The sequence below is a fragment of the Actinomadura rugatobispora genome, from assembly GCF_042656285.1.
GTDB lineage: Bacteria > Actinomycetota > Actinomycetes > Streptosporangiales > Streptosporangiaceae > Spirillospora > Spirillospora rugatobispora.
Window position 1 is genome coordinate 1 of sequence record NZ_JBHSON010000080.1, and the last position, 12,520, is coordinate 12,520.

The window sequence follows — 12,520 nt, forward strand, 5'->3', positions numbered from 1 at the left end:
ATCCAAAGACTCCAACTCGCCACGCGCCACCGCCGCATCACGCTCACCCGACGCCACACCCTCAGCCACCACATGCACCAAACGGCCCAGCAGATGATCGGGAACAGCCTTCAGATCAGCCAGCGTCTCCTGCGGCGACGCCCCCGCACGAAGCCGCCCGATCAAATCAGGCAACGGCCCATCGACCAACTCACGCAACCGCCTCTCCAACCGGTCATCGTCGCTCTCCCGGTGAGACACCCAGTCGCGGACGCTACGCGCGTACCGGGCGTGATAGGCCGCGACCGCGAGCGCCAGGCTGACGATCAGCGCCGCCAGGCCGCCGATCGAGGCGCTCCAAGGACCGATGCGGTCCAGGATCAGAAGAGTTCCCAACCAGGCGCCGCCCGCGACGATGATCAGTATCAGCCAAACCCGGAACGCGTGTTCCAGCGCGTCTCGTTCAACTGCCGGCCGGCCTGCTTGTGCTGCCATCCATCGCGTCCTTCTGAGCATGGCGCGACGGGATGTGCGCAACCCTCGCCGCACTGCGAACATTACGGAAGTGAGTCCGATGGGAATGCACCATAACGCTCGCAGGTGCGGGCAGTCACTCAAACTTCGATTTTCTCCCGCACCCGGCGAATGAGACATGGAATCACCGAACAGGGTTCGGTAGTTAATGCATGCTCACCAGTATCCTAGGGGTCCCGAAGACCGGGACGGGGCGTCGGCCCTGCATTCGAGGAGTCGCCACAGTACGGTCATGGTCCTGGCCAGAGGTGATGCCCGCGCGGCGTGGCCGCTGCCGAGTGCCAAGGGCCGGCCCAGGCCCACGAACCGTCGCATGGCGAGATCCGGGCGGTTGCCAAGATCGCAGGCATGCCAGCGGCCGCCACGGTGGCGGCCGTCGGCATCCCCTCCCGTCGTAGATCGTGAAAGATGCTCGGGGAGCCTCAGCCTCGATCCACCGATGGATATCGGGAGTGCTCTTGCAGGCGGTTCTGGCTTGGGTTGCTGAGCCGCCGGTCGGTTGCGGGCATGGGCTATCAGCCGTTCTGCCCAGTTTCTCCGGTTGGGCCCTGGCGGGCGGGCCGGGGACACCGGCCAGGGGTGAGTGCGGATTCGGCACGGCCGAACACCTGCCGGTGAGTCAGGTCGACGTCGATGATGGCGACCCGTCGGCGCCGGGTAGCAGCGATGCCCGGGCGACCGGCTCGGCCATGTCCAGAGTCGAGGGAGCGCGGATCTGCTCAAGCGCCGCCGGCATGGCCGCATGCCGTCGCCGGTCGGAGTCGTCGGCCCCCCGCGCACATTGCCGCCGCTCGGCCCCGGCACCAGCCCGGAATCGGATACCGAGTTCACAGCAGAGACCCTAGAAGCGGCGTGGGAGATCTCATCGGGATCGAGGCCACGTGTGCGGCCAAAAGACGGACGCATGTTGCTCTTTCCGGGAAACGCCGGCCTCGCCCGCCCCGGCCGATCGGCCGGGGCGGGCGCAGATCGACAATCAATTCCGCCGCTACGCAGGAATAAAGTCGAATCCCTCATACCCCTTGGCCGCGACTTGTTCGCAGTGCTCCCGATAGGTCCCGACCCCGCCGGCGTACGCGAGGAAGACCCGCGGTTTACCGGGTACGTTCGCGCCATTGTAATAAGTGTCGGCGGTCGGGTAGAGCGTGTAGTGCGCGACCTCGTCGACGTGGGCCACCCACGCGCCCTCGGCCTGGACGTTCGCGTCGAGGGCCGCGTAGCCGTTGTCCCTCAGATGTGTGACCGCCTGAGTGACGAAGTCGACGTGCTGTTCGATCGAGACGACCATGTTGGACAGCACCGACGGGCTCAGCGGCCCGGTGATCGTGAAGAGGTTCGGGAAGCCGGCGACCGCCAGGCCCAGGTACGAGCGAGGGCCGTCCGACCATTTGTCGGTGAGCCGCACCCCGTCCCGGCCGCGGATGTCGATCGCGGTGAGCGCGCCGGTGATGGCGTCGAAGCCGGTGGCGAGGATGATGGCGTCGAACTCGTACTCCCGCTCCGCCGTGCGGATCCCCCTGTCGGTGAACTCGGCCAGCGGGGTCTGCCGCAGGTCGACCAGGTGGACGTTGTCCTTGTTGAACGTGGCGTAGTAGTCGGTGTCCAGGCACGGCCGTTTGATGCCGATCGGGTACGTGGTGGGGCAGAGCTTCTCGGCGACCTCGGGGTTCTCGACGATCTCGCGGATCTTGCCGCGGACGAACTCCGCCGCGGTGTCGTTGGCCGCCTGGGCGGTGATCGAATCGGTGAACGCGGTGAGGATGGGCATGAGTGACCCCTGATCCCAGGCCGCCTGATAGGTGGCGTTGCGCTCCTCCTCGCTCACCTCGAACGCCGACTTCTCGGCCACTGGGACCGGAACGCCGAAGCCGGACCGGCGCTGCGCCTCCCGCCACTCCCGGTAGTTCGCCTTCCGCTCGGCGATCTCCGCGTCGGTGAGGAGCCGGTTCCCGGCCGGGAGCGTGAAGTTCGGGGTCCGCTGGAACACGGTGGTGTCGGCGGCCTGCCCGGCCACGAGCGGGATGACCTGGATGCCGGAGCTGCCGGTCCCGATGACGCCGAGTCGCAGGCCGGTGAAGTCGACGCCTTCGTGCGGCCAGTCCGCCGTGCGGTAGATCTTCCCCTGGAAGCGCTCGATCCCGGGAACTTCTGGATCCTTCGGTACCGACAGGGACCCGGTCGCCATCACGACGTACCGAGCGGTGACGGTCTCGCCGCCGTCGGTCGTGACCGTCCACCGCTTGGCGCCGTCGTCCCAGGTCGCGCCGGTGACCTTCGTGGAGAACGTGATGTCCTCGCGCAGCTCGAACCGGTCGGCGACGTGGTTGAGGTACCGCAGGATCTCCGGTTGCGGCGGATACTTCTCGGTCCAGGTCCACTCCTGCTCCAGTTCCGGGGAGAAGGAATAGGAGTAGGACATGCTCTCGACATCGCAGCGGGCGCCGGGGTAGCGGTTCCAGTACCAGGTCCCGCCGACGTCCGGCGCCGCCTCGAACACGCGGGCGGTCAGGCCGAGTTCGCGGAATCGGTAGAGCTGGTAGAGCCCCGCGAACCCGGCTCCGACGATGACGGCGTCGACTGTGCGCTCCGATCCGGACATGTGGATCTGCCTTCCGAGAGGGGGGATGTGCCGTGTGGGGCGGGAAGTTCAGCGTCAGAACGAGGCCACGGTGGCGCCGGACCGATGCTTCTGGATCTGCTCACTGGCAAAGGACGGCTCCTCATTCCCTCCGGAAGCACATCGACGAAGGTGGAGAAGCCGTGTATCCGGCCTGGGAAGCGGTGATGCGCCACCGCGACGCTCGCGGAACGAGGCAGCTCGGCGTGGGCCTCATGGTCGTCTCGGAGTACGTCGTGTTCGGCGGTGAGCACAACCGCCGGTGGCCGGCCCGTCAGATCGGCCGCCCCGTAGCGGAGAGGCGTCCGGGGTGTCGCGGGAGCCCTTGTGCGTCATGGTCGCGGTACCGGCTCATCGCGTCCCGGTTGAGCATGAGCCGTTTCCCCGCATCGAGGTCCAGGTCGGCGTAGCGACCGGGCGGACGAGGGCGGGCGGCGGCGGACCCGGGTCGTACGCGCCGAGTCGGCGGGCCTCCCCGGGAGTCATTTCGTGCCCGGCTCGGCCATCTGGGTGGGGAAGCGCGCGGTCGCATCGTCGAGAGCCATGTCCACCTCGGCTTGTGAATCGGGGCACCAGGAGAGGTGATGAGACACGCGATTCGTGGCCGTCCTCCAGCGTGCCCACCGTTCGGTCGGGTGTCAACGGCGGTCCGGGCTCGCGCTGGATCGCGCCTCGCCGGTGGCGGCGCGCTGGTCCATCGCCGCGACGGCACCGGGTGGCCTGCGCCGTAACGCTCCTGGGTTCACGTAAAGCGTTCGGGTGCGAGTCGTGCATGCCGCCGTCCGCCGGCCTCCACAAGCACTTCTCGGCCGCGTTCCGTCCGCTCGTCCATTTGAGCGAATTCGCCCGCCGGGCGAGGACACGCGGCTCGCTGCGAATGCCCGGATCGGAACCAAGCGGGCCCTCGATAGAGGCAGGTAATGGTGGCGGTCTCGTATGAGTGCAGGTCGCGACGACCGCAGCAATGAGGTGACGGTCACCGTCAGGGCGACGCTCACCGCGCGACGCGCGCCCGCTGAGCACCATGCCCTCCCCCGTCACGGTGGACATGCTAGCGAGGCCGTGGCCCCAGCGTCTGGCACAGCGATCAGTTGGCACGACCAACGCGCTTCGGTTCCCCACAGTGCCTGTCAAGGACAATGGTGGCGATAGGGCAGGGTCACGGGCCAGGGCAGCACCTCAACCACATGAGAGATGATCGGACGAGTCTCGGGGACCGTGTGCGCGAAGGAAGGAGCACGACAGTGACCGTGACCGAAGAAGGGGCTCAGGCGATCAACCTGCTGTCCGTCGCGGCATGGGCTGACGGCCAACCACTCGACCAATTCCGTTGGCTGCGCGAGAACCACCCCGTCTATTGGCACTCTCAGCCCGAGCCCGCCCGCGACGCCAGATACGGGGCCGGATTCTGGGCGGTCACCAGCTACGAGGGCGTGCACACGGTTCTGCGGCACAACGACCTGTATTCGTCGCACGGCTACCTCGGAAAGCTGGATCTTCCCGAAGAGGTCGAGCGCAACAGTGCCTTCATCATGCTCGACGATCCGCGGCACGCGCTGCTCCGGAAGATCATCAGCGGCTGGTTCACGCCGCGCATGGTCAAGCGGCGGGAGGCCCGCTTCCGCGAGATCGCCGGCGACATCATCGACGAGATGAGCGAGCGGGGCACCTGCGAGTTCGTCCAGGACGTCGCCGGGAAGATGGCCTCGTACGTGGGCGCCGACCTGCTCGGCATCCCGCGCTCCGACGCGGTGGCCCTCTACCGGCACGTCGAGACGATCCACGGGGTTTCGGACACGCAGGATCCGGAGGCGGTCCGCGCCGCCAGGGAGGCCGAGGGCGAGTACTGCCGGCAGGTCTGGCGGGAGAAGCGCGCCAACCCGGCGGACGACATCTCGACCCGGCTCGCCTTCGGCATGATCGGCGACGAGCCGATGGACGAGGAGGCGTTCGTTCCCAACCTCGGACTCCTCGTCCACGGGAGCAGCGACACGACGCGCAACCTCATCGCGGGCGGGATCCTGGCCCTGCTGCAGAACCCGGACCAACGCGCCCTGCTGATGGAAGATCTCGACGGCGGGATCGGCGCCGCCGTCGAGGAGATGCTGCGATGGCTGAGCCCGGTCGCCCACGTCTACCGCATCGCCACGCGCGACACCGTCCTCCTCGGGCAGCGGATCGAACGCGGCGACGCGGTCATCCCGTGGTACGGCGCCGCCAACTCCGACCCGGCGAAATTCGAGAACCCCGAGCGGTTCGACGTCCTTCGTTCGCCGAATCCCCACATCTCTTTCGGTTTCTCCGGGCACTACTGCCTCGGGGTGCACGTGGGAAGGCTTCAGGGACGGGTCATGGTGCGCGAGGTCCTGCGGCGCATTCCGGACCTCGAACTCGCCGAGCCGGTCAGTTGGCTGGCCTCGACGCTCGTGTCCGGGCCGGCCACAATGCGGGTCCGGTATTCACCCACGAAATGACCCGCCTGACCTCCGCGGTAGGGGCCGGCCCCACGGACACGGCCCCGTCCTCCGCTCAGACGATGGTGCCGCGCAGGTGGCGTTCGATGTCGGCGTCGACCATCATCGCGGCCAGCTCGTCCACGGTCGTCTCGGCCTGCCAGCCGAGTACCTTCCTGGCCTTGGACGCGTCGCCGAACAGCAGGTCCACCTCGGCGGCGCGGTAGTACTGCGGATTGACCCGGACCAGCTCGCGGCCGGTCTCGGCGTCGACGCCCCGCTCGTCCAGGCCGCCGCCCCGCCACCGCAGCTCGATCCCCGCCGCCCGGAACGACAGGGTCACGAAGTCGCGGACGGACACGGTGCGGTTGGTGGCCAGCACGAAGGTGTCGGGCGTGTCGGCGTTCAGCATCCGCCACATGCCCTCGACGTACTCGCGGGCGAAGCCCCAGTCGCGCTGGGCGTCGAGGTTGCCGAGCTCGAGCGTCTCCAGCTTGCCCAGCTTGATCCGGGCGACCCCGTCGGTGATCTTCCGGGTGACGAACTCCCGGCCGCGCAGCGGCGACTCGTGGTTGAACAGGATCCCGCTCACCCCGAACAGGCCGTACGCCTCGCGGTAGTTCACGGTCATCCAGTGCGCGAAGAGCTTCGCGATGCCGTACGGGCTGCGGGGGTAGAACGACGTCGACTCGTTCTGCGGGACCTGCTGCGCCATGCCGAACATCTCCGAGGAGGACGCCTGGTAGAAGCGCGCCTCGGGCCGCACGGTGCGGACGGCCTCCAGCAGGTTCAGCGCGCCGACCCCGGTGATCTGCGCGGTCGTCACCGGCTGGTCGAAGGACACCCTGACGAAGCTCTGCGCGGCGAGGTTGTAGATCTCGTCGGCGCGGGTCGCCTCCAGCAGCCGGATGCTGCTGCCCAGGTCGGTCAGGTCGTACTCGACCAGGCTCAGGCACGGGTGGTCCCGGATGCGCAGTTCCTCGATGCGCCAGAAGTTGGCCGAGCTCGTCCGGCGGTAGGCGCCGTAGACCCGGTACCCCTTCTCCAGCAGGAGCTGGGCCAGGTAGGCGCCGTCCTGACCGGAGATCCCGGTGACCAGCGCGGTTCTCATCGGCGCCTCCTCGTGCCGCCCGGCAGCGGCGCGTTCGCGCACCGCTGCCGGCCGGCGTGCGTTCGGCTGGGCAGGCTCATGCCCGCTGCTGTCCGTAGACGCGGGCCGCCACCGGGTCGGCCAGGACCGGCTCGCCCGTCTCCGCGTCCGTGAGCACGATCGCCTCGACCGGGCACTGGAAGGCGATGTCGTAGACGTCGTGGCCGGGTTCCACCTCGGCGGTCACCGGCTGCGAGAACCCGTCCACGAGCTGGAAGTGATCCGCGGAGCTGCCGATGCACAGCCCGGAGCCGATGCAGTCCTCGGTGACCGCCAGGCGCCAGCGCACGGCCATCACCAGGCCACCGGCAGCCCGTGCAGGCCGCGGTCGAGGGTGCCCTTCTTCCACGGCAGCTCGTCCTCGGGTACCGCGATCCGCAGGTTGGGGAACCGCTGGATCAGGCCGGTGAGCGCCACGGCGATCTCCATCCGGACCAGGGCTGCGCCCAGGCAGTGGTGGATGCCGTGCCCGAAGCTCATGTGCGTCTTGCGCTTCTTGCTGAAGTCGCACTCCTCGGCGCCCTCGAAGATCCGCTCGTCGCGGTTGGTCACGTCGAGCTGCGAGATGACCGCCTCGCCCTTGCGGACGAGCACGTCGCCGATCTGGACGTCCTCCAGCGCCACCCGCGTGAAGCCGCCGCCCGCCACCAGCGGGGTGACCCGGAGCAGCTCCTCGATCGCGTCGGTGACCAGCTCGGGGTCCTCGACGAGCTGGTCCCACAGGTGCCGGTTGGACAGCAGCGTGTACATGAAGTTGCCGATCGCGTTGGCGGTGCCCTCGTTGCCGCCGATCAGCAGGCTCATGACCAGCAGCACCAGCTCGTGCTCGCTCAGCGCCCCGCGCTCGTCCCGGACCTCGATCAGCGCGCTGATCAGGTCGTCCGCCGACTCCTCCCGGCGCTCGGCGATGAGCTGCACGATGTAGGAGTAGATCTCGCCCGCGGCGATGCCGATCTCCTCGGGCGTGATGCCCTTGTTCGACAGGACGGTCCGGGCGAAGGAGTGGAAGCGGGCGCGCTCCACCAGGGGGACGCCGAGCAGCTCGCAGATCATGATGATCGGCAGCTTCATCGCGAACGACTCCACCAGGTCCGCCGGCGCGCCCTGCTCGGCCATCTCGTCCATCAGGCCCTCGGTGACCTCGACGGCGCGCGGCCGCAGGCTCTCCACCCGGCGCATGGTGAAGGTCTTGGCGACCAGCCGGCGGAGCCGGGCGTGCTCGGGGCCGTCCATGGACAGCAGGCTGCCCTCGGGCAGCGGGTTCGGGGTCACCCGCGGCACGTCGCGGTGGGTGCAGGCGGCCAGGCTGAACCGGGGGTCGCTCAGCACGGCGCGGGCCTCGTCGTAGCCGGTGACGAGCCAGGCGTCGCGGGTTCCGTGGGGCAGCCTGACCCGGATGACGGGCGTCTCGCGGCGCAGCGAGAGGTAGCGCGGGTCGAGTTCGAGGCGCTCGGACTCCTCGAACGGGAAGTCGAACTCGGGGCTCGCGGTGGACGAGTCGATGGTCACGTGGTGCTCCTCAGGTCGGTCCGGGGCCAGGGGTCTGGTGCGCCGGTCATGCGGGCCGCCGCGCGACGGCGATCATGTAGCCGATCTCCGCCGCCCCGGACACCGAGACCATGACCCGCTTCAGCAGCGCGTCGGCCCCGGCGCCGAAGCGCTCGTGGACGTGGCCGTGGATCCGGGCGAGGTCCGGGCCGAGGCGCAGCATCGTGTGCTGGGTGTGCGCGGTGATGTCCAGCAGCTCGACGGCCTCCAGCCCGGCGGCGGGCAGCAGGTCGCGGTACTCGGCCAGCCGGGGCAGCGGGACGAAGTCGGTCGCGCCGAAGGCGGCCTCGGCGACCGAGGGCTGGGAGGAGCCCTCCGGCGCGGTCTCGATCATGTCGGTCAGCACCAGCCGGCCGCCCGGCCGCAGCACCCGGGCCATCTCGGCGAGGGCGCGCGGACGGTCCATGTGGATGATCGATTCCAGCGCGAACACGGCGTCGAACTCGGCGTCGCCGAACGGCTGGTCCATCGCGTCCGCGTAGGCGAACCGGACGCGGTCGGCCAGGCCCGCCGCGGCCGCGCGCGCGGCCGCCTGCTCGACCTGTCCCCGGTTGGTGCTGATCCCCACGACCTCGGCGCCGGTCCGCTCGGCGAGCCGCACGGCGGGCTTGCCGATCCCGCAGCCCACGTCGAGGACCCGGTCGCCGGGGCCGACGGGGAGCCGGCCGAGCACCTGGTCGGTGAGCCGGTCGGTCGCCTCCTGGATCGAGGCCGGGTCCTTGTCGTCCTCCCAGTAGCCGACATGGAAGTTGCCGTCCCAGACCTCGCTGAACACGGGGCCGGTCAGGTCGTAGAAGTCCACGATCTCGTCGGGCGGGGGAATGCGCTGCTGTGCCGTCATCAGTGCTCCGTGAGAGGTGTGCGGGGGTCCGTCACCGGACCGCGAGCCGTTCGGTGATCACGTCCATGACCGCGATGAAGCGGTCGGTCAGGTAGAAGTGCCCGCCGGGGAACACGTGCAGCGCGAACGAGGAGTCGGTGTGCTCGGCCCACGCCCGCGCCTCCGGGACGGTCACCTTCGGGTCGGCGTCACCGGTGAGCGCGACGATCGGGCAGCTCAGCGGCGGGCCGGGCCGGTACCGGTAGGTCTCCACCGCGCGGTAGTCGCTGCGGATCGCGGGCAGGACCATGCGCCGGACCTCGTCGTCCTCGAACAGTTCCGGCGCGGAGCCGCCGAGCTCGCGGACGGCGGCGAGCAGCCCGGCGTCGTCCAGCAGGTGGTGCCGCTCGTCGCGCAGCCGGCTCGGCGCCCGCCGGCCGGAGGCGAACAGCACCGCCGGGCGGACGCCGGACGCCTCCAGGCGCCGCGCGACCTCGAACCCGAGCGTCGCGCCCATGCTGTGCCCGAACAGGCTGAGCGGCAGGTCCGCCCAGTCCCGCAGCACCTCGGCGATGTGGTCGGCGAGCTCGGGGATCGACTCGACGCACGGCTCGCCCCGGCGGTCCTGCCGGCCGGGGTACTGGACGGCGAGCACGTCGACGCGGGGCGCGAGGGCGTGCGCGGCGGGCAGGTAGAAGCTGGCCGAGCCGCCGGCGTGCGGCAGGCACACCAGCCGCTGGACGGCGTCCGGGGCGGGCCGGTAGCGCCGCACCCACCGCTGGTCCGTTCCGACGCCGGTCACCGGCCCCGGATCCGTTCGCTCGGCGCCCATCAGCCGACCAGCGCGCTCGTCGCGAGCCCCGCGAACGGGTTGAGCCGGTCGGCGCCGATCCGCTCCCGCAGGGCCGGGTCGGTCACCCCGAGACCGCGTTCGGGCGCGAGGCAGAGCACCGCGACCTTGCCGGTGTGCCGGTTGGTCTGCACGAGCCTGGCCGCCTCGCCGACCTCCGCCATCGGGAAGACCTCCGCCATCGTCGGCACGATGCGGCCCTGCTGGAAGAGCCGGTTGGACTCCCACTGCTCCTGGAGGTTGGCGACATGGCTGCCGATGACGCGCTTCAGCTTCATCCACAGGTAGCGGTTGTCGAACTCGTGGTGGTAGCCGGTGCTCGACCCGCATGTGACGACGGCGCCGCCGCGCCGCACCACGAACATCGAGATCCCGAAGGTGGCCCGGCCGACGTGCTCGAACACGATGTGCGGGTCCTCGCCGACCGCCCGCCGGATGATCTTGCCGAGCCGGCGGCCGATCTCGACGCTGTGCCTGGGGTCGGCGCCCTCGTCGCCGGCCAGCCCGAACTCCGAGCGCTGCACGATGACGTCGCAGCCGAGTCGGCGCAGCGCCTCCGCCTTGGCCTCCGAGCCGACGATCCCGATCGGGGTGCCGCCGCCGTTCTTGACGAACTGGACGGCGTAGGCGCCCAGGCCGCCGGCGGCGCCCCAGATCAGCACGACGTCGCCCTGCTTCATCCGGGCGCCGCGGTCGCTGACCAGCATCCGGTAGGCGGTGCCGGCGCACAGCGTGTTGCAGGCCGCCTCCTCCCAGGTGAGGTGGGACGGCTTGGGGATCAGCTGGCTCGCGCGCACCACCGAGTAGTGCGCCAGGCCGCCGAAGTTGGTCTCGAAGCCCCAGGCCCGCTGCTCGGCGCCGAGCATGCCGTCGGCGTGCGAGGCGGCCTCCTGGTCGTCGACGTAGGCGGGGCTCACCACCACGTGGTCGCCGACCCGCCAGCGCCGCACCCCGGACCCGACCCGGACGATGACGCCCGCCGCGTCGGACCCGACGACCTGGTAGGGCAGGTCGTGCCGGGCCGCCCAGCCGCCCTCGCGGGCGAACTGCTCCAGGAAGCGGAAGGTCGGCACCGGCTCGAACATCGCCGACCAGACCGTGTTGTAGTTCACCGAGCTGGCCATCACCGCGATGAGCACCTCGTCCGGTGCCAGCTCGGGCATGGCCACGGGCCCGACGTGCAGCGATCTGCGCACGTCCCGGTCCGCGTCGGCGCCGAAGAGGCCGACGTCCTCGGCCCGGATGTAGGTGGCCAGGTACTCGCCGGGGACCGGCGCCTGCGCGATCCGCTCGGGCTCGGCGCCCGCGATCGCCAGATCGGACAAGGTGTTCATGGAAGGGGACGACCTTTCGCTACCAGGCGACCTGGACCCGCTCGACGCCGTAGATCTCGTGATTGACCCGGAACTCGCCGGACTCCGCGGGCTCGGCGAGCCGCAGCGTGGGGAACTCGCGGACGAGGCGGTCGAACACGATCCGCAGCTCCACGCGGGCGAGCTGGGCCCCGAGGCAGTAGTGGATGCCGCGGCCGAAGGCCATGTGGCTCTGCGCGTTCCGGGTGACGTCCAGCTCGTCCGGGTCGTCGTACTTGCGGGGGTCGCGGTTCCCGGCCGCCAGCGACACGGTCACCATCTCCCCCGCCTTGACCTCCTGCTCCCCGATCCGCATGTCCTCCATCGCCGTCATCGTCGTGCCGTACTGGAAGATCGTCAGGTAGCGCAGCAGCTCCTCGACGGCGCCGTCCACCAGCCCGGGGTCGGCGCAGAGCCGCTCCCACTGCTCGCGGTGGGTGAGCAGCGCCATGGTGCCCAGCGCGATCATGTTGGTGACCGTCTCCAGGCCGCCGAACAGCAGCACGAAGGCGATGCCGACGATCTCGTCGTCGCGCAGCTCGCCGGCCTCGATCAGGGCGCTGATCACGTCCTCGCCGGGCGCGGCGCGCTTGGCGCCCACGAGCTGGTGCAGGAACATGACCACGTTCATCGACTGGCCCATCACCTCCTCGGGGGAGGCGTCCAGGGCGAGCTGGTTCTCCATCTGGGCCTGGAAGCTGTCGCGGTCCTCGTAGGCCACGCCGAGGATGTCGCAGATGACCTGGCCGGGAACGGGCCTGGCGAGGGCCTCGATGAGGTCGGCGGTGTCGCCGGCGGCCTTCATCTCCTTGATCTTCTTGTCGGTCAGCTCCTCGATCCCCTCGGCCAGCAGCTTCATCCGGCGGGCGGTGAACTGCTTGGCCACCTGGTTGCGCAGCCGGGTGTGGTCCGGCGGGTCCATGAACACGAACATGCCGGGCGGGGCGGGCATCTTCGGCGCGCCGGCCGGGGCGACCGGGGAGACCCGCAGCTCGCTCTTGGCGCTGAACCGCTGGTCGAGGTGGACCTGGTTGCCCTCCTCGTGCCCGGTCACGAGCCAGCCGAGCGAGCCGTCGGGGTAGCGGAGCCGCGAGACCGGTTCCCTCGCCATCTCCGCGAGGTCCGCGGGCGGATCGAACGGGCCGCGATCGCGGGCCATGGGCAGGCTCGGCGCCGCCGGGGTGTTCGTCATGGGTCTCCCTGGGTCGAAGGGGCGG

The 12,520-nt window shown here is 70.0% G+C and carries 10 protein-coding genes and 1 pseudogene; 1 reads left to right on the forward strand and 10 read right to left on the reverse strand.

All coding sequences use genetic code 11. The features are described from left to right. From ACFPZN_RS41220 to ACFPZN_RS41230, 3 genes and pseudogenes are all read right to left on the reverse strand, one after another. Nucleotides 1-474 (reverse strand): hypothetical protein (locus ACFPZN_RS41220; protein ID WP_378288029.1); only part of this gene is annotated, 474 nt, incomplete at its 3' end. 1,027 nt (nt 475-1,501) lie between these two features. Further along, nucleotides 1,502-3,112, reverse strand: coding sequence for a flavin-containing monooxygenase (locus ACFPZN_RS41225; protein ID WP_378288030.1), 1,611 nt, complete (start codon nt 3,110-3,112; stop codon nt 1,502-1,504). Beyond that, nucleotides 3,019-3,420: pseudogene (locus tag ACFPZN_RS41230) on the reverse strand (alpha/beta hydrolase fold domain-containing protein); the annotation flags it as partial. The gene ACFPZN_RS41225 and the pseudogene ACFPZN_RS41230, both read right to left, overlap by 94 nt. 954 nt (nt 3,421-4,374) lie before the next feature. On the opposite strand from ACFPZN_RS41230, the gene ACFPZN_RS41235 reads away from it, so the two are divergent. Beyond that, on the forward strand, nt 4,375-5,604 hold the full coding sequence (locus tag ACFPZN_RS41235; protein ID WP_378288031.1) for a cytochrome P450: 1,230 nt from the start codon (nt 4,375-4,377) through the stop codon (nt 5,602-5,604). A gap of 55 nt (nt 5,605-5,659) precedes the next feature. Here ACFPZN_RS41235 and gmd read toward each other — a convergent pair whose 3' ends face one another. The 7 genes from gmd to ACFPZN_RS41270 all read right to left on the reverse strand — a co-directional run bounded on the left by gmd (nt 5,660) and on the right by ACFPZN_RS41270 (nt 12,495). Then, nucleotides 5,660-6,694: a GDP-mannose 4,6-dehydratase gene (gene gmd, locus ACFPZN_RS41240; RefSeq protein WP_378288032.1), complete on the reverse strand. Its 1,035-nt coding sequence runs from the start codon at nt 6,692-6,694 to the stop codon at nt 5,660-5,662. A 76-nt stretch (nt 6,695-6,770) separates the two neighbouring features. After that, complete coding sequence (locus ACFPZN_RS41245; RefSeq protein WP_378288033.1) at nt 6,771-7,028, reverse strand: ferredoxin; 258 nt, start codon at nt 7,026-7,028, stop codon at nt 6,771-6,773. Further along, complete coding sequence (locus ACFPZN_RS41250) at nt 7,028-8,242, reverse strand: cytochrome P450 (protein WP_378288034.1); 1,215 nt, start codon at nt 8,240-8,242, stop codon at nt 7,028-7,030. The genes ACFPZN_RS41245 and ACFPZN_RS41250 overlap by 1 nt, the downstream gene beginning before the upstream one ends. A gap of 46 nt (nt 8,243-8,288) precedes the next feature. Continuing rightward, complete coding sequence (locus ACFPZN_RS41255) at nt 8,289-9,122, reverse strand: SAM-dependent methyltransferase (protein WP_378288035.1); 834 nt, start codon at nt 9,120-9,122, stop codon at nt 8,289-8,291. Nucleotides 9,123-9,153: 31 nt separating this feature from the next. After that, nucleotides 9,154-9,903, reverse strand: coding sequence for a thioesterase II family protein (locus tag ACFPZN_RS41260; RefSeq protein ID WP_378288036.1), 750 nt, complete (start codon nt 9,901-9,903; stop codon nt 9,154-9,156). 29 nt (nt 9,904-9,932) lie between these two features. Next, nucleotides 9,933-11,285, reverse strand: coding sequence for a crotonyl-CoA carboxylase/reductase (ccrA, locus tag ACFPZN_RS41265; protein ID WP_378288037.1), 1,353 nt, complete (start codon nt 11,283-11,285; stop codon nt 9,933-9,935). A gap of 19 nt (nt 11,286-11,304) precedes the next feature. Beyond that, nucleotides 11,305-12,495, reverse strand: a complete 1,191-nt coding sequence (locus ACFPZN_RS41270) for a cytochrome P450 (protein WP_378288038.1) — start codon at nt 12,493-12,495, stop codon at nt 11,305-11,307. Between the last annotated feature and the right edge of the window lie 25 nt (nt 12,496-12,520).